The following is a 17,784-nucleotide window of genomic DNA, read 5'->3' as shown; positions in this document are numbered from 1 at the left end:
CAAGCTATCAGGAATTTCTATATCCGTAAAATTTATGCATATCTACACTAGATGTGCATTGTGGAAAACTCCCGAAAAGCTAGTCTATACGCACCCTCGCCGCGCTTGTGCGGCCTTGCTCAAACTGAACAACAGGGGTGTGTATGAAACGCTTATCCGTCCTTTCTCCGTTAGTGGCTGTGTTGGCTCTGCTGATGCTTCTGACCGGCTGCAACGGTGATCCTGCCACAGACACCTACAAGACTCTCCGAATTGCTGGTGTCACCTATGACGCAACCATGCAGGCCGCTGGCGATGCTTACCGAAGCGGGCACCTTACTGATGAGCAGAAAGACACGCTCATTAAGTACGGCACCGCCTTTTATGGTGCTTGGCATACCGCCCGTGAAGCTCTGGAAGTTTACGTAGAGACAAAGAATCCGGACGCAGCAATGCGTGACCGGCTCCTTTCGCTTGGCACTGCGGCACTGACGAAGTGGACAACGTTCAGGGACTACGCCCGCGATATGGGCGTTTTGATTGAAGGGGGCGAGCGATGATCAACTCAACTGTACTCATCAAAGGGCTTGAGCTTGCAGCAAAGTACGGCGTTCCTGCCGTGATTGAAGGCATTAAAGCGCTTGGCAAGGAAGACGTAACCCTTGCGGACATTGTCGAACTGGAAGGGCTGGTAAAGCGCCCTGAATCTTACTTTACCGATACGCCCGACGAGGCAGCCTGATGGATGAGCGCAGTAGCGTTCAGCTTCCGCAATGGATAGCGATGGCAGCCCCTATTGCACTTGCAGTGTTAGGCGGTGTGGTTCGTCAATTGCGCCGCGATGATTGCAGCCTCAGGCGCTTATGCGTTGGGGCTGTGACCGCAGCTTTCACAGGGGCGGTTGTGCAGTACGGGCTTGCTGATGTTGCTATGCCTGCCAGCTTCAAGGCTGCTGCAATCGGTATGAGCGGATGGGCTGGCGGTGACTTGCTCAAGGTGCTTGCTCACAGAGTGTGCAAGGCCGCTGAAACAGTAGGGGGCAAGTAGGATGCCGCCCCGCCCGAAGAAGCCATGCAGGCACCCCGGCTGTACCGTGCTGACTCAAGACCGTTCTGGCTACTGCCCGGAACATAAGGAACTGGCGGAACAGCGCAAGCAGGCCAGACAGGCCGCACGCGACAGGCAGCGGGAGAGCGCAGCAAAGCGAGGCTATGGGCACAAGTGGCGCGAAGCCCGCAAAGGATTTTTACGCAGCAACCCGTTGTGTGCGTCCTGCCTACATACTGACAGGGCAGTGCCCGCAACGGTTGTTGACCATATCACGCCCCATAAGGGCGATAAGGCTTTGTTTTGGGATCGCAAAAACTGGCAGCCACTGTGCAAGCGCTGCCACGATCTCAAGACTGCCCGCGGCGAATAGCGATGCGGTTTGCGTGTGTCTGTGGCCTGATCCGACAAGGGGGGGCGGGGCAAAAGTCTGGCCCCCCCGCACGTAGACCGTTGTATGCTCTCTAAAATTTATTCGGTCAAAACTGAGGCATTTTTCACCCCCGAAAAGGCAGCCAAAGCAAAAGCCTATTGGGGAGCCTTGGGGAAAGGGTAGCCGAAAGCCTTTCGGGAAGCCTTTTAGCAAGGTGGCAGGAAGGCTCTACGCAAGGTTGAACAAGGTCAGGCGGTAAGCCTTAAACAAAGCTTTCAGCAGGGCTGAGCAAAGTCATACGGGAAGGCTTGCCGGAATGGTGAATAGAAATACAAAGCGGAGTTTAGAAGATGGCGGGCAAAGGTCAGGGCGGTAGAAAGCCGAAGCCGCAACCCTTGAAGGTTATTCAGGGGACGGCTCGCAAAGACCGCGTAAACAAGTTGGCACCGGATATGCCTACCGGCGTTCCGGGGGAGCCTAGTATGCTGCCCGAAGGTGCCCGCAAGTATTATGCAGACCTGATTGCCATTCTTGAACCGTTGAAGCTGCTTTATTCTGCGCATCCTCACATGCTTGGTATGCTGGCAATGCGTTTGAATGAAATTGACGAGCTTACCCGCATCATTACGGAAGAAGGGCCGATATACGATAGCGAAAAGTGGACACGCGACGATGACGGCGTGATGCATCGTACTTTGCTGAAGAAAAGCCACCCCGCAGTGAACCAGCGTTCCGAGGCCATGCGCCATGCTCAAAGCCTGCTTGCCGAGTTCGGGCTTTCTCCTGCTGCTGTTTCCAAGGTTACAGCCTTGAACAATAGCGAGAGTAACAACCCCTTTGCCGCATTTGTCGGGGGTAGCCGCTAATGGCTGCGCGTACTGAACGGTTCCCTCATGTTAACCGGGGCATGAAATACGCCCGTGATGTTGTTGCGGGGCGTGTTGTCGTGTGTCGGTATGTACAGCTTGCCTGCCAGCGGCATCTTGATGACTTGGAAAAATCCAAGGCCAGAAACTACCCGTACAAGTTTGATAAAGCCGCAGGAGAGCGGGTTTGCTATTTCATCAGCCACCTTGTGCACACAAAGGGGGAGTGGTCAGGCCGCAGGATTGAGCTGGAGCCGTGGCAATGCTTCATTCTGACTGTAGTTTTTGGCTGGCTGCGTAAAAAAGATGGCTTGCGCCGTTTCCGCGAAGTGTATCAGGAAGTGCCCCGTAAAAATGGCAAGTCCATCATTACCGGCGGTATTTCTTTGTATCTGGCCTTTGCGGACGGTGAGGCAGAAGCGGAAGTATACTGCGGAGCTACCTCTAAAGACCAAGCCAACGCTGTTTTCCGTCCTGCAAAGATGATGGCGGAGCGTTCGCCGGGTTTGAAAAGTACGCTGGGGCTTACTGTTATGGCTGCCAGTGTTTCCCGCCTAGCTGACGGCAGTCGTATAGAGCCGGTCATCAGCAAGCCCGGTGACGGTGCAAGCCCTCATGGCGCTATGCACGACGAATACCACGAGCACGCGACCTCTGACCAGTTTGACACCATGAAAACGGGTATGGGGGCACGCCGCCAGCCTGTTCAGTGGACGATTACCACGGCGGGTTTCAACATCGGCGGCCCCTGCTACGTGTACCGGCAACGTGCTGTTGAGGTGCTGCAAGGCTCAATCAGCAATGATGAGATGTTCGCCATTATCTACACCATAGACGAGGGCGACGACTGGACGGACTTTGACAACTGGATCAAAGCCAACCCTAACTATGGCGTATCTGTTTACCCTGAATTTTTGCGGGCGATGCACCGCGATGCCATGCAAGACCTTTCCAAGCAGGGTGCCCTTAAAACAAAGCATCTTAACCTGTGGTGTCAGGCAAAGGCCGCCTGGATGGATATGGAAGCATGGAAGGCATGTGCTGACCCTGCGTTGACCAGAGAGCAATTCAAGGGCCGTACCTGTTTTGTGGGTATTGACCTTGCCAGCAAGACGGACATTGCCGGTCTTGTTTATCTGTTCCCCCCCGAAGGCGAGGATTCTCATTACACAATTTTCGGTGATTGGTTCCTGCCGCGTGAAACAGTCGATCTGTATTTTAACCAGCATTACCAGACGTGGGAAATGCAGGAACGTCTGCACGTAACGGACGGCGCAATCATTGACTACGACGAAATTGAAGAAGTCCTGCTTGATGCTGCCCGTACCTTCGACATTCGCGAGGTGGCATACGACCCATACAACGCCACACAGTTTACCACCCGCATGATGAAAGCGGGCATGAACATGGTTGAGTTTCCGCAGACCGTTGCAAATATGTCTGAGCCTATGAAGGAGCTGAAAGCCAAGGTACTTGCGGGGCAGTTCCGGCACAACGCTTGCCCTGTCATGACATGGATGATGGGCAACGTAGTGGCGAAGGAAGATGCCAAAGACAACGTTTATCCCCGTAAGGAAGCCAAGCGGAACAAAATTGACGGGCCTGTTGCCGCCATTGTGGCAATGGCACGTACTATGGCTGGTGAGCCGGAAGATAACACCGTTACGCAAGGGTTTGTGGTGCTGTGATGTTTGGATTTGGCAAAAACAAGCAGCTCCGCGAACAGGTTGAGCAGCTACAGACTCAAGTTGAGACTCTACGGAACGAGACAAAAACGTTTTCAATAGCAGACGCTTCTTCATGGAACGACTTTGTGCACGGTGGAGCTGGCTCTTCATACCGCACGGCAATGAGTATTTCCGCTGTGTTTGCCTGTGTGCGTCTGATTGCCGGGGCTGTGGCGAGTGCGCCTTGTCGCGTGTATCGGCGCGGGCCTGATGAACAGCGCCGGAATGCATATTCGCACCCGTTGGCGGAGCTGCTGCGTATTTCCCCTAATGAATACACCACGGCGGCAACCTTCTGGCGAACCCTGATTTCCAACAAGGTGCTGAATGGCAACGGTTATGCCTACATAAACCGCACCCGTAACGGTTTGGTTGCCGGGTTGCATCCGTTGCAGGCTTCACAGGTTGCCCCGTTCCAAGCATGGGAGCGCGGCCTTGATGCAAAGACAGGGTGCAGCAGCTTCCGTCTGTTTTACGAGGTGACGCTTGATGACGGGCGTTTCACCGTAGTTGATCAGGATGACATGCTGCATGTTCCGAATATCGGGTGGGATGGTCGGCGTGGTTTGTCCACCATTACAGCAGGTGACAGGGCGCTCGGCCTTGCCGGTTCCGCAGAAGATTCCAGCGCTGCCTTTTTCAAGCAGGGTATGCAGTCAAATCTTGCCATTAGTTATGACAAACAGCTGTCTCCGGAGACAAACGCGCAACTGAAAGCGCACATAGAAGAGCGGTTGCAGGGCAAAAGCAACTTTCACAAGCCGCTTATTCTGACCGAAGGGGGCAAGGCCACACAGCTTTCTATGAATGCCGCCGATGCTCAACTTATCGAATCCCGCAAGTTTTCCGTCATTGATATTTGCCGCTTTTTCGGCGTGCCGCCGGTGATGATCGGCGAGTCTGAAAAGTCGAGTTCTTGGGGTTCCGGCGTAGAACAGATGGCCCGCTGGTTCACCATGTTTTCCATGAATGACCATTTTACAGCGGTGGAGCAGGAGCTTGAGCGCAAGTTGTTCCGCGCTGACGGGCATTTTGCAGAATTTGACGAATCAGAACTGACACGCGGTGACACAAAAACCCGCCATGAGTCCTATCGAATTGCGCGAGGCTCTATGCAGGAGCCGGGATACATGACCCCTAATGAAATTCGTGCTGCTGAGGGGCTGCCGCCCGTTGCAGGCGGGGACACCCTGACAGGGCCGCAGGAACAGTCCGGCAAAAAGCCCGCCAAGGAGAATGACTAGTGAATAAGTTCATGCAGCTTTTGCGCGATAACGCCAAGGCTTCCGGCATTCAGCCCGTGAAGGTTGAGGTGCAGGACAAAGAGGCCACCCTCTACCTGTATGACGTGGTTGTGGCAACAGAGGATGAGTGGTGGGGCGGTGTTGGTGCAGATGCGTTTGTAAAGGCGCTGCACGGCCTTGCAGACAAAGAAGTCATTCATATTCGCATTAACTCGCCGGGGGGCAGCGTGTTTGCCGCCCGTGCCATTGAACAGGCCATTCGTGAACATCCGGCAAAGATTATTGCCCATGTGGACGGCTACGCAGCTTCTGCTGCCTCGTTTATCGCCGTTGCCTGCGATGAGGTGGAAATGTCCGCTGGCGGGTTCTTCATGATTCACAAAGCTTGGATGTGTTCCTGTGGCAACTCTGATGATTTTATTCAGGCTACGGCATTTTTAGAGAAAGTCGACACCTCGTTGATAGATACGTATGCCGCTGAATCAGGCCAGAAGGCGGAGGATATAGCCGCATGGATGCAGGCGGAAACGTGGTTTTCTGCACAGGAAGCCGTTGAACTTGGCTTTGCGGATCGCATTGCAGAAGGCAGCAGTACAAAAGGGGCCGCTGCAAAATGGAACCTTGCCGCATACGCCAATGCGCCAAAGCATACGGCACAGGCCGAACCGCCAGCTAAACCGGCTCAAGATACCGTACCAGCCGAACAGCCCGTCATGCCCGCCGCAAACGTCGAGCCTGACCAACAACCCGACATAGCAGCCAGTGCGCAACGGGATCATTATTTGCGCCGCTTGGATGTAGCCGAGCGGACAGGGCGCTAGCGGGTTCCCGCAGGCGCAAAACACTATATCCTCAGGAGGATGTATGCCGACTATTCAGGAATTGCGGGAACAGCGTAACGCAAAGGCCCGCGAAGCGCGTAACCTTGTAGAAAACAACGAAGGCGACAAATGGACACCGGAGATGGGAGCCAAGGTTGATGAACTGCTTGCTGAAGTTCACCGCCTTGATGATGACATTGCACGCTACCAGAAAGTGCTTGATGCCACTGCCGACGATGCCGTGCAGAATACCGTTACCGAAGCTGTAAACCGTTTTCAGCGGGATAATTCCGGCAAAGATGTAAATCCGGCTACAGCCCCCGCTGCCGCTCTGTTCGCTAAGTGGCTCCGCAAAGGGGACAATGCCCTGTCTGCTGAAGAATGGCAGCAGGTAAACAATGCCCTGTCTACAGGAACAGGCTCCGAAGGCGGTTATACCGTACAGACGGATGTTGCCAAGTTCATTCTGGAAGCCATGAAAGAGTATGGCGGTATGCGCGAAGTGGCAACAGTCATCCATACTGCACAGGGCAACCCCATGAGCTGGCCTACCTCTGACGGCACCAGCGAGATTGGTGAAATTGTCGATGAAAATGCCTCGGCAACCGATTCTGACGTGTCGTTCGGCACAATGGCACTGTCTGTGTACAAGTTCAGTTCCAAGGCGATCGCTGTTCCCATTGAACTGTTGCAGGATTCCTCTGTGGATATTGAAGCCTTTGTACGCCGCCGCATTGCCGAGCGGCTGTGGCGTATTACCAACAGGATGTTCACTGTTGGCACCGGCACCAACCAGCCCAAGGGTATTGTGACTGCATCCGCTTCCGGAAGAATTGGTGTATCCGGTCAGACTTCCTCTGTAACGTATGAGGATTTGATTGACCTTGAGCATTCCGTTGATCCTGCTTACCGCCGTTTGGGCTGCGGCTGGATGTTCCACGACAACACCCTGCGCGAGTTGAAGAAGCTTAAAGACGCACAAGGCCGCCCCATCTGGCTGCCTGATGTTATCGGCGGTGCTCCGGCTGCAATCCTTGGCTACGGCTACACCGTCAATCAGGACGTGCCCACGATGACGGCAAACGCCAAGTCTATCCTGTTCGGCAAGCTTTCTGCCTATGTCATCCGTGATGCAATGGAGATGGTGTTCCATAGGTTTACAGATTCTGCTTATGCCAAAAAAGGGCAGGTGGGTTTTTTGGCCTTCAGCCGTTCCGGCGGGAACCTGCTTGATGTGGGCGGCGCAGTAAAACACTACCAGAACGCCGCCAGCTAAGCGGCTTTAACCACTGAATCACAGGGGCGGGATATGCCCGCCCCTTACGTGAGGATAGACCATGGAAAAGAAAGCAAGAGCACTCGTGGCCATTGAAGAGTTCGGCATTCCCTGTGGTGTGTTTTTTACGGCTCCGGCTGCGGTAACGGACATGCTGATTGCAGAGGGCAGGGCCGACAGCAAAGCCGAGGAAAGCGCGGTCTATGGTGAAGACATTCCCGCTCCTTTTGAGGTTGTTTTGGAATCATCCGTTCCCACTGCGGAAGAACTGTCCGGTAATACCAAAGACTGGCTGAGTGCAGAGCTTGAAAAGCGGGGCGTAACAGTGCCCGGTAACGCGAAGAAAGACGCACTTGTCGAGCTGTTGCTTAAACATTGGGCCGATCCGGTTACGGCGTAGGTGAAGTGTATGCGTCTTGCGCAGTGTGTAACGGCCCCTGCGGTCTTTCCTGTTTCGCTGGATGAAGCAAAGCGGCAGTTGTCCATTGTGCCCTCTGAAACGGGCCATGATGATCTGCTGAAAGCATTGATTGCGGCAGGTACGGACGCAGCCGAAAAGCGTACAGGGCGGCAACTTGTGCAGGCGGAGTATCGCCTTGTGTTTGATGCTTTTACCGAATGCATGGAGTTGCCGAGGCCGCCGTTGCAGTCGGTAACGTCAATTACCTATCGCCCTGAATGGGGCGCGGAGCCGGTGGTGTTGCCTGCTTCTGCATATCGGGTTGAGGCTGACAGGCTTTTCGGGCGGATTCTGCCCGCAGCGCCTCTGCCGGAAGCTGTGGAAGTGATTGTTGATTTTGTCACCGGCTACCCGCTGGACGCAAGCGGCAAGGCCACCACACCTGAATCAATCAAACACTGGATTAAGGTTTTTGTTTCCACCGCGTTTGAACATCCGGAGGCATTTGTTCCGGGACGTTCCATTATCAAGGTGCCGAGCTCCTTTGTTGATGGCCTGCTGGATAAGTACATGGTGGAGGTGTTTGTGTAATGGGCCAGATGAGAAGACCCCGCCATTTTGCCACGTTGTGCCGCCTGACGGAAACAAAGAGCACCGGCGGTGTGGTGGTGGAAAACTGGCAGGACGTGGAAACGGTTCCTGCACGTTTTGAGCCGCTGCGTGCCAGTGAACAACAGCAGGACGGGCGCGAGATGAGCACCGTTACCGCCCGTGTGCATATACGGTACCGGGCTGATGTGACACCAGCCATGCGCATACGGGTGCAGGGCATCATGTACGACATAGAAAGCGCTACAGACCCCGAAGGGCGCGGGCGCTGGCTGATACTGGAAGTTTCCAGCATTGAGGGAGAGTAACCATGTTGCAAGCCTCGTTTCGTGACCAGTTGCCTACAGATAAAGAGCTTGAGCGGATGCTCTATGAGCATGTGGACAAACATATGGCTGATATTGCCGCTGAGATTGCTACGGAAACACGCCAGCGTGCCCCGAAGCTTAAAGGGCTGCTTGTAAAATCCGTTCGTGCACGCCGCTCTAAGTTTGAATCAGGAGGCTACATTGTAATTGTAAGGGCTCCTCATGCTCATCTGGTGGAATACGGGCACAACATTGTTGACCGTAAAGGAGTGGTGCGCGGCAAAGTGCCCCCGCATCCGTTTTTCCGACCTGCCATTGCCATTGTGGGCAAAAGAGTACGGTCAAGGTTAGGCCGTTCTGCAATGGGGGCATGATGAAAGCCTTTCGGGAAGCCTTTTTCAAAGCCTATGCGCAAGGCGGCAGCGCATTGCACACAAGCCTTGGTGATAGCCTTTATGCTTTTGAGGCTCCGCGCGGTAAAAAAGTGCCTTTTGTCGTTGTCTCTGTTCCGCATGAGTCGGAAGACCGTTCTTTCACTAGTGTTTCACCTGAAATAGCCCTGCAACTGGACGTGTACGCGGCAGATATGGACACGGCAGACATTCTTTCCCGTGAACTGCGTGATTTTACGGAGCAGACAGCTTTTTTTGTGCCTGATTACACCCTTATATCGGTTGAATTTCAGCAGACTACACGTCTTGCGGGTGCTCATGCACAGCGCATCATGGTTGAATATCTGGTTACGTTGCATCGGGCTGCGTAACCGCAAAACAGCATGGAGGAAATACTATGGCTACCGTTTCCGGCAGAAAAGCCCGTGTGACCGTTGGTGCATCGGGTGGAACTGAGCAGATTGTTGGGGAAATTTCCAATTGGGATATGAACCTTTCCGCTGATGAAGTGGATACCACCGCCTTTGGTGACGGGTGGGGCAAAAGCGATGTGGGCATGAAAAAGTGGAGCGGCAGTTGTGCCGGTTCTGCTGATCCCACTGATGCCACGGGGCAGGGCGTTGTGGAAGCGGCCTTTGATACCGGCACGCTGATACCCGACATCCGCTTTTATGTGGAATACAGCGAAACAGCCGGTGAAAAGCTGGTCTATTACGCGCCTGATACTGCCAGCGATGCCAGCGCCGGTGCACGCATTACCAGTGTGAACGTAAAGCAGGACAAGGCCGGTGTTGCGACTATTTCGTTTAACTTTTCCGGTTGTGGCCCGTTGAAGAGATTTTCTGAAACCGTTCCTGCTGCCCCTTAAACCCGAAGGAGGCGGTTAGCCGCCTCTTTTATGAGGTATTTTATGCGTTTTGACCTGAATAACCTGAATCCCGGTACTTGGATCGACATAGATGAGTGCCAACCTCAGCTTGGAGCACTGTGTCTGCGCGTGTTGAATGATGATACCCGCCGCAAACTGGAAGCGAAGCACACCATTCGTAAGTTTGTACGCGGCAGACAGGTGGAAACCCTGAATGACTCTGCTTTTAACGCAGACATGTGGGATTACTGCATCGTGGATTGGAAAAATATTTGTGATGCAGAAGGCAATCAGATTTCCTGCACTGCTATGAATAAGGCTTTACTCATGGCTGAAAGCCCTGTGTTTACCAGCCTTGTTTCTGATTTGTTGGATCAATTGAACAGCGTGTTGAAGGAGCGTGCGGAGGAAGCTGAAAAAAACTGATTAAACACGTTACACGCCTGCGCGAAAGGCCGGATTGTGACGTGTGTGAAGCAATACACAGTAAAAAGGGCAGGGTGCCGGATTGTGATGCCTGCACCCCGCCGTTAATGCCGGAAAATGAAGATGCCGTGCTGATATTCCAGATATGTCAGGATCAGTTGCTCTGTGCAGGGATGAGCACTCCCTACGGAATCAATCAGGTTGCTGTACATGAGGCAATGAGGCTGTACGGCGTGGAAGATAAGAAAAATTGCTTTGAAAAGGTTCTGCTGCTGGTGCGTAGGGTGCTGCTCGTAACGGAAGAGGAATAGAAATGAAGATACCGGGAATGTACGTTGAAGTAAGAGGCGATTTTACAGAGCTTCAAAAGGATTTTTCCAAGGTCCGGAACGTTGCCCGTGGAACTGCATCTGATATTTCGAATGCACTTAACAATGCTATTCTGCCTAGTTCTGTAAAAAGCGGCATAGACAGGCTGTACACTGATCTGACTAAAGTCCAACGGGCAGCAAAGGTTTCCGGCGAAGCTTTTCAAGGGCTTGGAACTACATTAAATGCTGATTTACGGCGTAACATCGGCTTGACAAATGAAGAATGGGCAAAATTGCAACAGCGGATGCTTGAGAATAAAGCCGCACAGCAAGCAAGCAGGGCTTTGCAATCTTTGGCACGATCTGCGGGGTTGAGCAGTCGTGAAGTAATCGAACTACAACATAAAATGGGAGATACCAAGGGTGCGTTACAAGCCATAGAAAAAGCCTCTGGGTTGACTAGCAGGGAAATGGCTAACCTTAAGATCAAGTTAGGGGATACGAAAGGCGCTCTACAGATAATTGCTCGTGCTACAGATATGAGCAGCCGTGAAATTATACAGTTTCAGCGAAAGCTTTGGGATACAAAAGGAGCTTTGCAAACTGTTGCCAGAGCCACTGACCTTACTGCGTGGGAAATGACAACGCTTAGATACAAAATGGGAGATTTGAGCGGTGCAATGGGTAGTTTGGGCAGGATGGCAAAAAGCAATTTGGGCTTAAGCTTAGGTTCTCTCCGGTCAGCCATATTCAGCTTGCAGGGTGCCATAGCGGGGCTTGGCCTTGGCTTTTTGGTAAAAGATATTTTTGATACCGGCGCAGAGGTTATGCAACTTAACCGTGCCTTTGAGGCTATCACGGGCAGTGCTCAAGGGGCGCAGGCCGAGTTTGCATTTTTGCGGCAGCTTGCGGACGAATTGGGCATGAACTTTTATGACCTTGCAGCAGGCTACAAGGATATTGCAGCCGCAGCCAAGGGCACCAGCATGGAAGGCGAAGCCGTGCGCGGAGTGTTTACCGGCGTTGTAGAAGCCGGTGGTGCTTTGGGTATGACTGCGGAGAACGTGAAAGGTTCTTTGTATGCAGTTTCGCAGATGATTTCTAAGGGCAAAGTGTCTGCCGAAGAATTGCGGCGGCAGTTGGGTGACAGGTTGCCCGGCGCATTCCAGATTGCCGCAAACGCTATGGACGTTTCGACCGCTGAACTTGATAACATGCTCAAGCAGGGTGAGTTGTTTGTTGACGACTTTTTACCCCGTTTTGAAAAAGCGTTGCGTGAACGGTACGGCGATGCCGCCCGAAATGCGGCAGGCGATGCTGCTCGTGCCCTTGATAAATTCAAGGAAGCATGGACGGATATGAAGGTGGAAATGGCAAATTCCGGCTTTCTGGAAGATGCCACAGCCGCCTTGAAGGATATGACGGATGGCTTAAAAGACCCCGCAGTAGGCGAGGCCATGCGCGATTTTGCGGGGTCACTTGGCTCTATCGTCAGAGCACTCGGCTCCGTGGCGGGAGCTACAGGCGACTTGCTACAAATGTACAACTCGCTGCCAAGCTACATGCAAAGCAGCATGGGTGCAGGGCTGATCGGCGGTTTGCTTCTTGGGCCTAAAGGGGCACTGGCTTTTGCCGCACTTCCCGCCGTGTACCAGTCTGTAGAAGAGCTTGCCGCGTGGTCAAACGGAACTTTGAGCACTGCGGAATTGATGGGCAGCCCTGATGAGTTGCGGGCACGCCTTGATGAATTAAAAAATAACCCTGTAGCGCGTATTGATGCGCAAATTGCGAATTTACAGAAATACCGCCGTGGTGCGCACTATGAAAGGGATAGAGAAGGCATCACGGCTCAGATTAAAGCATTAAAAGAACAAAGAGCTGCTCTTGAACTGGAAGTACGCGCAAAGCTAAATGAACAGTTTCACGAGGGAAGTGATTGGGGCCGTGGCGATGGTGGCGGCCCTTCAATGCACCCTGTGGGTACAAATGCAAAAGCAATCAGTCTTGCTAATACTGCTGTTGATAAATTTCTTAGTGATTCACCCGCAGCACACGAAGAGAAAAAACTACAGAAAATAGAACAGATTTCAAACTCCGCACAATCCGTCATAGAAAAGCTGCAAAAGGCCCGTGAATTAGATGTTGCCAACGCTGCGCAATATAGTGCGCAAATTGTAGCCATTGAGGCTGAAAAGGCTCGTCAGATTGCAGAACTAACCGGCAAGAAAAGTAAGAAAAAAAACGGTTGGGAAGCTTACGGCGTTCCTAAAAACTCCATGTATCTGCATGACCTGAATAACATGGTCAGCCCAAGTGAAAGAAGCGCACAGCAAGATGCGGCTTTTAAGGCAGCAGGAAAGCAGGCAGAGGAGACAAAAGCCCGCAATCTGGAGCTGCAAAACGATTTCACTAAAGAAATGCTTGAACTTAGCGGGCGTAGCGCCGATGCCCGAATAGCCGACATAGCGCGGCATACGGAAGTATGGCGCGAAGCAGGTGTTGAGGTTGCCCGTATTGAAGAGTGGAAGGCGCTGAAAACACTTGAGGCCAGCGACAAATGGCAAGACGGCGTAAAGCGTGGCCTGCGCGACTACAAAGATGGTGCCGTTGATGCCGCAACCAGTGCGGCAAAAGCCATAACCGATGGCTTCCAGACCATGGAAGACGCTGTTGTTTCCTTTGCCATGACGGGCAAGTTTTCTTTTACGGATTTTGCCAACTCCGTCATTGAAGACATGATGCGCATGGTTGTGCAGCAGGGCATTACAGGGCCGCTTGCCGGAGGCATGGGGGACATGCTTGGCGGCATGATGGGCGGTGGTGGCGGCATATTTTCTATTCTTGGTTCCTTTTTCCATGACGGCGGTGTGATCGGGCGAGATGCCCCTAGTTTCACCCGCCCTGTTGACCCTGCCATTTTTGCCGGTGCACCCCGGTATCATTCCGGCCTGTTGCCTGATGAGTTTCCCGCCATTTTGCAGGAAGGGGAAACTGTGATTCCCAAGGGCGGCTTTAAGGTTGCCCCTGCGCAGCGTGCAGGCGGCGGGGTGACTGTGAATGTGTACAACAACAGCGGCAATGCACAGGCACGGACAGTACAGCGCCCCAATGCAGAGGGCGGCATGGATGTGGATGTGATTATTGAAGAGATAGACCGCCGCATGGCTGAAGGCGTGAGCAACGGCACCAGCCGTACCAGTGCCGCCATTGAACAGGTGTACGGCAACACACGTTCCGGAGGGTTGTATTAATGGCGCAACCTGCTGACATCTGGGACAAGGCCATTGCGGAAGCATATGCTTCTGCCCCTGCTGACAGCCGCATTTTATACACTATCGAACTGCGGCACCCTGCCTTTACCGAGCCTGTGCGCGTTGTGCACTGGCCCATTGAAGAGCCGGAACCGGGCGTTCACACCCTGACTCTGGAACCGGATGCGCCTGTTGATGCGGGCAAGGCCGTGCCGTTTGTGCATTGCGGCTTTGCGTTAACGTTGCCGCAGCAGTCAGAACGTGCCCCCGGTGAATTTGTTGTCCGCATAGATAACGTCACAGAGCTGTTGACCGAGCATCTTGTGGCGGCACGTAAGCAGCGCACCCCTATTGATTTTACCTATCGTGAATATCTGGAATCCATGCCGGAAGAGCCGCAGCTTGTGTACCACGGTGCACAGATTCGCAAGGTGTCGTGCAGTGCAGGCGTTGCGGAAGGCCGTGCGGAGTTTGTGAACTGGTTAAACAAAATTTTTGGCAGACAATATACACCGGGCGAATACCCCGGCCTTGTACGGGGGCGCTAATGCATTGGGCAGAAGAATTGATAGGCAAAAAGTGGGCACGTAAACCGAACCCGCCTGTAACATACAATTGCGGCGAGCTGGTGCGCCATATCTACAAAACCCGTCTGGGCATAGATTCGCCTGACATTGTTGCCGACCCTGCAAACCTGCGGGCCGTGCTTGGTGATGTGCGCAACCTTGCCCGATACGGGGAGTTTGCCGTTGTTGAAGCTCCGCGGGAATATGATGTGGTGTGGATGTTTCGCCGGTCTGACCCTGACCACATCGGGGTGTACGTAGAAACCGCAGACGGCGGCATGGTGTTGCATTGCCTGCGGGGGTTCGGCGTTGTGCTGGATTCACCTTTCGAACTGCGTGCGCAGGGCTGGAAGTCGCTCCAGTACATGCGGCATAGCATGGTAGGGGTGGCTGAATGCTGTTAGTGCACACCGCCGGAAATATGGTGACATACCGTAAGGAAATGGCAGGCGGTGACTCGTTGCAGGCTTTGTCTTTGGGTATGCCGCAAGGGCCGGTTGTATGCGTGCATAACGGTGCGCCGGTGTTGCGTGATGAGTGGGCAACCAGAGCAACCGCCGATGATGATACGGTTGTTTTTGTTCTGTTGCCGCTTGGAGGCGGCGGGGGCGGCGGCTCAAACCCCATTCGTACCGTGCTGATGGTGGCTGTTATGGCTGCTGCGTTTGCAACCGGTCAATGGTGGGCGAACTATACCTTTATGGGGCCGATGCTGCCCGGTGCAGTGGCAACGTGGGGAACCGGTGCATACGTTGCCGCGGGTGTTGTCGGGCTTGGCGGCATGATGATGGTGAACGCTCTTGCCCCCACACCCCGTATGCCTACGCCGGAACTTTCCAGCGCACGCGGGGTGGAGGCAAGCAGCCCTACCTATTCCATGCAACCCGCCAGTAACAGCGCAAGGCTGTATCAGATTATCCGCGAAAAATTCGGTACCAACCTGACTACACCTGACCTCGTGGCAGAGCCGTGGTGGGAATATGACGGTAACGAGCAGTTTGTGTACCAACTGCTTGGTAATGGCGTGGGGGCGTATCAGATCCATGAGGTACGCATAGCTGATACGGCAATCTGGAAGGATGGGGAATAGCCCTTGGCGGTACTGCGTGGACATATGCCGCAGACTTGATGCAGGCGGACGGCGGGCCGAAGCGCGGTTATACGTTGCAGGTGAAAGCCCGCAATCAGGCGGGGGAATCTGCGGCAGGCGCTTTAGCCGTCAATGACCCTGTGCCTTCTGTTCCCGTGAATATTTCCGGCAGTGCTTCTGCTGATTCTGTAACCATTACATGGACACCTGTTCCCGGTGACGTAACCGGCTACATAGCCCTGCGCGGGGCTTCTGCCAGCTTTGCGGCAACGGCTGCTGTGGAAACAAAAACCGTTACCGCTGCCAGTGTGACCTTTAGCGGCCTTGCTGCCGGTACTGATCATTATTTCAGGATAGTTGCAAAGGATGCGTATGCAGACCTGACGGGCGAGTATGACGATTTAGCCCCGTTCGGTGTGCTGACCGTGCGGACTCTTGCGGAGTAGAGATTATGGCTACCATTGAAAGTTACCCCGCCATGCTGCCCAAGCCGACCATGAAAGGCTACACCGCCCAACCGACTGACAGACGGCAGCAAACAGAAATGGAAATAGGCACCCGCACACGGAACCTTTTCGGCGCGGATGAAACGCTTGTCAGTGTGCAGTGGGTGATGGATGCGGAGCAGTACGCTGTTTTTGAAGCATGGGAGCAAAACATTCTGGACGGCGGCAGCAAGTGGTTTCGGATGCAGCTTTTGACCGGTACCGGCCTGAATGACCATGAAGCAAAATTTAAAGAACGTCCGACAGCCAGCGTGCAGGGTACGTTGTGGACAGTTACGGCACGGCTGCAACTGGCACAACGCAACATGCTGACAGCAGACCAGACGCGGGTTGTTATTGCTGCGGGCGGGTTCGGGCCATTAGCGGCAGCTACAGACGCACTGCATACATTAGTACATGTAACCCTGCCCGGTGAGTATTGGCAGGTTCCGGAGGTGGTGTGATGGCAACGTTGCAGGAACAGGTAGCGCAGCTTGGCACTGATGCCGAGCTGATGCACCAGATTGTGCATGGCGATGCGGTAACGGAAGTGCCCACGGACGGCGGCAATGTGCCCACCGTGAAAAAGTTGTTTGCTGATATTTCGGCCCGTGAGGCTGCCAACGTGGCGCAGGCTGTTACCGCAGCGGATGCAGCCGTTACAGCCGCAAATGATGCGCAGACTAAGGCCCAAGCGGCACAGGATGAAGTTGCAGCTCTTTCCGCAAATCTGGATATTCCTACGCCTGTTCCCGCTGATGCAGGGCGCGGCATGGTGGCAGATAGTGCAGGCGGCTGGAAAATGGGCGGCACTGCTGCAAGCCTGAATGCTGGCAGCAATCCGGAGGACGTAGCAACGAATGCCAGCGTGGAAGCTGCCATTGGGGCTAAAGCAAGCAAAGCCCATGCGCCGCAAAGCATTATCAAGGCACCTGAGGGACTGCGGCCCGTAGGGTGGGCTGTGGGGGAGTGTGATGCGCCGGTTATGAGCATTCTTGCTTCGGAGCTACCTCATTTTTCTGCCCACTGGTGTTGCGGTATGACTGTTCGGGAGAGTTCCCGGTTTAGTGCGGATACTCCCGCATGGAAGCTGCTTAACGGGACAGCCGTTAATTCTGCGGATTGCTGGGCGAGTGTGCCTGGTTCTTTTGTAGGTGGCGTGGGTGACGAGTTCGTTGAAATCGACTTTGGCGTAGAGCGCTCTGTCAGTGCCATTAGCATAATGCCGCGTCTGAGCGCGGACTGGTTGTCAAAATTCCCCCGCGATTTTCAACTGATCGCTGATGGGGTGGTTGTTGAAAACATTACAGGGTTAGTTCCATCTGCGCAGCAGACTGAAAAAGCGGTGCCGCTTTCTGCTTCTTTTAAATGCAAAGTGCTGCGTATGCGCGTAACAACTATTCAGGATACCAGTTCTTCGTATGTAGTTTTCGGCAAGTTGAATATTACGTTTGATGATGTACCCGCGGGGCATGTTGCAATACCGTCCGGGTTGCAGGTTGCGTATGCTGATGAGGGACGTGTTGCGGCCTCTGAAGTGTCGAACGCCATGCAATCTATTGACCTTTCTGCGGCTGCTGACGGCACATATCACATAGCAGTTAATATGAATGCAGACGGCAGCTTTGCCGCGCCGAGCCATTCAAACAACACACCGCAGATTAGCACTCGCAAGTTGTTATCGTATCCTGTTCCTGTTGCTGCTTCGTCTGAAAACACCGGACGTGAAATCGGTTTCTCCGTAG

Annotated in this window: 24 protein-coding genes; all 24 read left to right on the top strand. The window is 53.8% G+C overall.

The annotated features are described in order from the left end of the window. Positions 1-143 precede the first annotated feature (143 nt). Complete coding sequence (locus ACK5LI_RS00120) at positions 144-539, top strand: hypothetical protein (protein ID WP_416945555.1); 396 nt, start codon at positions 144-146, stop codon at positions 537-539. Further along, entirely contained in the window at positions 536-721 is a 186-nt protein-coding gene (locus tag ACK5LI_RS00115; RefSeq protein WP_416945554.1) for a hypothetical protein, read from the top strand. Before ACK5LI_RS00120 ends, ACK5LI_RS00115 begins: the two co-directional genes overlap by 4 nt. Then, positions 721-1,026, top strand: coding sequence for a phage holin family protein (locus tag ACK5LI_RS00110; RefSeq protein ID WP_416945552.1), 306 nt, complete (start codon positions 721-723; stop codon positions 1,024-1,026). Before ACK5LI_RS00115 ends, ACK5LI_RS00110 begins: the two co-directional genes overlap by 1 nt. A gap of 1 nt (position 1,027) precedes the next feature. Then, positions 1,028-1,399, top strand: coding sequence for an HNH endonuclease (locus ACK5LI_RS00105; protein ID WP_416945550.1), 372 nt, complete (start codon positions 1,028-1,030; stop codon positions 1,397-1,399). A 350-nt stretch (positions 1,400-1,749) separates the two neighbouring features. Beyond that, a complete protein-coding gene (locus ACK5LI_RS00100) occupies positions 1,750-2,265 on the top strand; it encodes a P27 family phage terminase small subunit (RefSeq protein ID WP_416945548.1) in 516 nt (171 codons plus the stop codon). After that, positions 2,265-3,953 carry a terminase large subunit gene (locus ACK5LI_RS00095; protein ID WP_416945546.1) on the top strand — a complete coding sequence of 563 codons (1,689 nt, stop codon included), beginning with the start codon at positions 2,265-2,267 and terminating at the stop codon, positions 3,951-3,953. Before ACK5LI_RS00100 ends, ACK5LI_RS00095 begins: the two co-directional genes overlap by 1 nt. Then, positions 3,953-5,236, top strand: a complete 1,284-nt coding sequence (locus tag ACK5LI_RS00090; RefSeq protein WP_416945604.1) for a phage portal protein — start codon at positions 3,953-3,955, stop codon at positions 5,234-5,236. Before ACK5LI_RS00095 ends, ACK5LI_RS00090 begins: the two co-directional genes overlap by 1 nt. Further along, positions 5,236-6,057, top strand: a complete 822-nt coding sequence (locus tag ACK5LI_RS00085; protein WP_416945544.1) for a head maturation protease, ClpP-related — start codon at positions 5,236-5,238, stop codon at positions 6,055-6,057. Before ACK5LI_RS00090 ends, ACK5LI_RS00085 begins: the two co-directional genes overlap by 1 nt. A 43-nt stretch (positions 6,058-6,100) precedes the next feature. Then, complete coding sequence (locus ACK5LI_RS00080; RefSeq protein ID WP_416945542.1) at positions 6,101-7,333, top strand: phage major capsid protein; 1,233 nt, start codon at positions 6,101-6,103, stop codon at positions 7,331-7,333. 61 nt (positions 7,334-7,394) lie between these two features. Next, positions 7,395-7,733 carry a hypothetical protein gene (locus ACK5LI_RS00075; protein ID WP_416945540.1) on the top strand — a complete coding sequence of 113 codons (339 nt, stop codon included), beginning with the start codon at positions 7,395-7,397 and terminating at the stop codon, positions 7,731-7,733. A gap of 9 nt (positions 7,734-7,742) precedes the next feature. Continuing rightward, positions 7,743-8,324: a head-tail connector protein gene (locus ACK5LI_RS00070; protein ID WP_416945538.1), complete on the top strand. Its 582-nt coding sequence runs from the start codon at positions 7,743-7,745 to the stop codon at positions 8,322-8,324. Then, positions 8,324-8,650: a phage head closure protein gene (locus tag ACK5LI_RS00065; protein ID WP_416945536.1), complete on the top strand. Its 327-nt coding sequence runs from the start codon at positions 8,324-8,326 to the stop codon at positions 8,648-8,650. Before ACK5LI_RS00070 ends, ACK5LI_RS00065 begins: the two co-directional genes overlap by 1 nt. Before the next feature lie 2 nt (positions 8,651-8,652). Next, entirely contained in the window at positions 8,653-9,024 is a 372-nt protein-coding gene (locus tag ACK5LI_RS00060; RefSeq protein WP_416945534.1) for an HK97 gp10 family phage protein, read from the top strand. Continuing rightward, positions 9,021-9,413: a hypothetical protein gene (locus ACK5LI_RS00055; protein ID WP_416945532.1), complete on the top strand. Its 393-nt coding sequence runs from the start codon at positions 9,021-9,023 to the stop codon at positions 9,411-9,413. The genes ACK5LI_RS00060 and ACK5LI_RS00055 overlap by 4 nt, the downstream gene beginning before the upstream one ends. Positions 9,414-9,439: 26 nt before the next feature. Further along, positions 9,440-9,910 carry a phage tail tube protein gene (locus ACK5LI_RS00050; protein ID WP_416945530.1) on the top strand — a complete coding sequence of 157 codons (471 nt, stop codon included), beginning with the start codon at positions 9,440-9,442 and terminating at the stop codon, positions 9,908-9,910. A gap of 42 nt (positions 9,911-9,952) precedes the next feature. Beyond that, positions 9,953-10,336 (top strand): hypothetical protein, encoded by a 384-nt coding sequence (locus ACK5LI_RS00045; protein WP_416945528.1) that lies wholly within the window; start codon positions 9,953-9,955, stop codon positions 10,334-10,336. Positions 10,337-10,377: 41 nt separating this feature from the next. Next, on the top strand, positions 10,378-10,647 hold the full coding sequence (locus ACK5LI_RS00040) for a hypothetical protein (protein WP_416945526.1): 270 nt from the start codon (positions 10,378-10,380) through the stop codon (positions 10,645-10,647). Positions 10,648-10,649: 2 nt separating this feature from the next. Further along, a complete protein-coding gene (locus tag ACK5LI_RS00035; RefSeq protein ID WP_416945524.1) occupies positions 10,650-13,898 on the top strand; it encodes a tape measure protein in 3,249 nt (1,082 codons plus the stop codon). Next, positions 13,898-14,446 carry a DUF1833 family protein gene (locus ACK5LI_RS00030; protein WP_416945522.1) on the top strand — a complete coding sequence of 183 codons (549 nt, stop codon included), beginning with the start codon at positions 13,898-13,900 and terminating at the stop codon, positions 14,444-14,446. Before ACK5LI_RS00035 ends, ACK5LI_RS00030 begins: the two co-directional genes overlap by 1 nt. Continuing rightward, entirely contained in the window at positions 14,446-14,868 is a 423-nt protein-coding gene (locus ACK5LI_RS00025) for a hypothetical protein (RefSeq protein WP_416945520.1), read from the top strand. The genes ACK5LI_RS00030 and ACK5LI_RS00025 overlap by 1 nt, the downstream gene beginning before the upstream one ends. Then, a complete protein-coding gene (locus tag ACK5LI_RS00020) occupies positions 14,859-15,554 on the top strand; it encodes a hypothetical protein (protein ID WP_416945518.1) in 696 nt (231 codons plus the stop codon). The genes ACK5LI_RS00025 and ACK5LI_RS00020 overlap by 10 nt, the downstream gene beginning before the upstream one ends. A gap of 38 nt (positions 15,555-15,592) precedes the next feature. Further along, positions 15,593-16,000 carry a fibronectin type III domain-containing protein gene (locus ACK5LI_RS00015; RefSeq protein ID WP_416945516.1) on the top strand — a complete coding sequence of 136 codons (408 nt, stop codon included), beginning with the start codon at positions 15,593-15,595 and terminating at the stop codon, positions 15,998-16,000. A 5-nt stretch (positions 16,001-16,005) separates the two neighbouring features. Then, entirely contained in the window at positions 16,006-16,503 is a 498-nt protein-coding gene (locus ACK5LI_RS00010; protein ID WP_416945514.1) for a hypothetical protein, read from the top strand. Further along, a partial coding sequence (locus tag ACK5LI_RS00005; protein ID WP_416945512.1) for a hypothetical protein occupies positions 16,503-17,784 on the top strand: 1,282 nt, incomplete at its 3' end. The genes ACK5LI_RS00010 and ACK5LI_RS00005, both read left to right, overlap by 1 nt.

It is taken from the genome of Oleidesulfovibrio sp. (assembly GCF_047973035.1).
In the GTDB taxonomy this organism is placed as follows: domain Bacteria; phylum Desulfobacterota; class Desulfovibrionia; order Desulfovibrionales; family Desulfovibrionaceae; genus Oleidesulfovibrio.
This window is presented reverse-complemented; position numbering and strand designations above follow the sequence as displayed.

Excerpts from the sequence above, each read along its gene's own strand:
- ACK5LI_RS00055 (WP_416945532.1), top strand. The coding sequence starts at position 9,021 with ATGATGAAAGCCTTTCGGGAAGCCTTTTTCAAAGCCTATGCGCAAGGC.
- ACK5LI_RS00070 (WP_416945538.1), top strand. The coding sequence starts at position 7,743 with ATGCGTCTTGCGCAGTGTGTAACGGCCCCTGCGGTCTTTCCTGTTTCG.
- ACK5LI_RS00080 (WP_416945542.1), top strand. The coding sequence starts at position 6,101 with ATGCCGACTATTCAGGAATTGCGGGAACAGCGTAACGCAAAGGCCCGC.
- ACK5LI_RS00015 (WP_416945516.1), top strand. The coding sequence starts at position 15,593 with ATGCAGGCGGACGGCGGGCCGAAGCGCGGTTATACGTTGCAGGTGAAA.
- ACK5LI_RS00095 (WP_416945546.1), top strand. The coding sequence starts at position 2,265 with ATGGCTGCGCGTACTGAACGGTTCCCTCATGTTAACCGGGGCATGAAA.
- ACK5LI_RS00035 (WP_416945524.1), top strand. The coding sequence starts at position 10,650 with ATGAAGATACCGGGAATGTACGTTGAAGTAAGAGGCGATTTTACAGAG.
- ACK5LI_RS00105 (WP_416945550.1), top strand. The coding sequence starts at position 1,028 with ATGCCGCCCCGCCCGAAGAAGCCATGCAGGCACCCCGGCTGTACCGTG.
- ACK5LI_RS00090 (WP_416945604.1), top strand. The coding sequence starts at position 3,953 with ATGTTTGGATTTGGCAAAAACAAGCAGCTCCGCGAACAGGTTGAGCAG.
- ACK5LI_RS00065 (WP_416945536.1), top strand. The coding sequence starts at position 8,324 with ATGGGCCAGATGAGAAGACCCCGCCATTTTGCCACGTTGTGCCGCCTG.
- ACK5LI_RS00010 (WP_416945514.1), top strand. The coding sequence starts at position 16,006 with ATGGCTACCATTGAAAGTTACCCCGCCATGCTGCCCAAGCCGACCATG.
- ACK5LI_RS00030 (WP_416945522.1), top strand. The coding sequence starts at position 13,898 with ATGGCGCAACCTGCTGACATCTGGGACAAGGCCATTGCGGAAGCATAT.
- ACK5LI_RS00025 (WP_416945520.1), top strand. The coding sequence starts at position 14,446 with ATGCATTGGGCAGAAGAATTGATAGGCAAAAAGTGGGCACGTAAACCG.
- ACK5LI_RS00020 (WP_416945518.1), top strand. The coding sequence starts at position 14,859 with ATGCTGTTAGTGCACACCGCCGGAAATATGGTGACATACCGTAAGGAA.
- ACK5LI_RS00060 (WP_416945534.1), top strand. The coding sequence starts at position 8,653 with ATGTTGCAAGCCTCGTTTCGTGACCAGTTGCCTACAGATAAAGAGCTT.
- ACK5LI_RS00100 (WP_416945548.1), top strand. The coding sequence starts at position 1,750 with ATGGCGGGCAAAGGTCAGGGCGGTAGAAAGCCGAAGCCGCAACCCTTG.
- ACK5LI_RS00075 (WP_416945540.1), top strand. The coding sequence starts at position 7,395 with ATGGAAAAGAAAGCAAGAGCACTCGTGGCCATTGAAGAGTTCGGCATT.
- ACK5LI_RS00050 (WP_416945530.1), top strand. The coding sequence starts at position 9,440 with ATGGCTACCGTTTCCGGCAGAAAAGCCCGTGTGACCGTTGGTGCATCG.
- ACK5LI_RS00110 (WP_416945552.1), top strand. The coding sequence starts at position 721 with ATGGATGAGCGCAGTAGCGTTCAGCTTCCGCAATGGATAGCGATGGCA.
- ACK5LI_RS00115 (WP_416945554.1), top strand. The coding sequence starts at position 536 with ATGATCAACTCAACTGTACTCATCAAAGGGCTTGAGCTTGCAGCAAAG.
- ACK5LI_RS00045 (WP_416945528.1), top strand. The coding sequence starts at position 9,953 with ATGCGTTTTGACCTGAATAACCTGAATCCCGGTACTTGGATCGACATA.
- ACK5LI_RS00120 (WP_416945555.1), top strand. The coding sequence starts at position 144 with ATGAAACGCTTATCCGTCCTTTCTCCGTTAGTGGCTGTGTTGGCTCTG.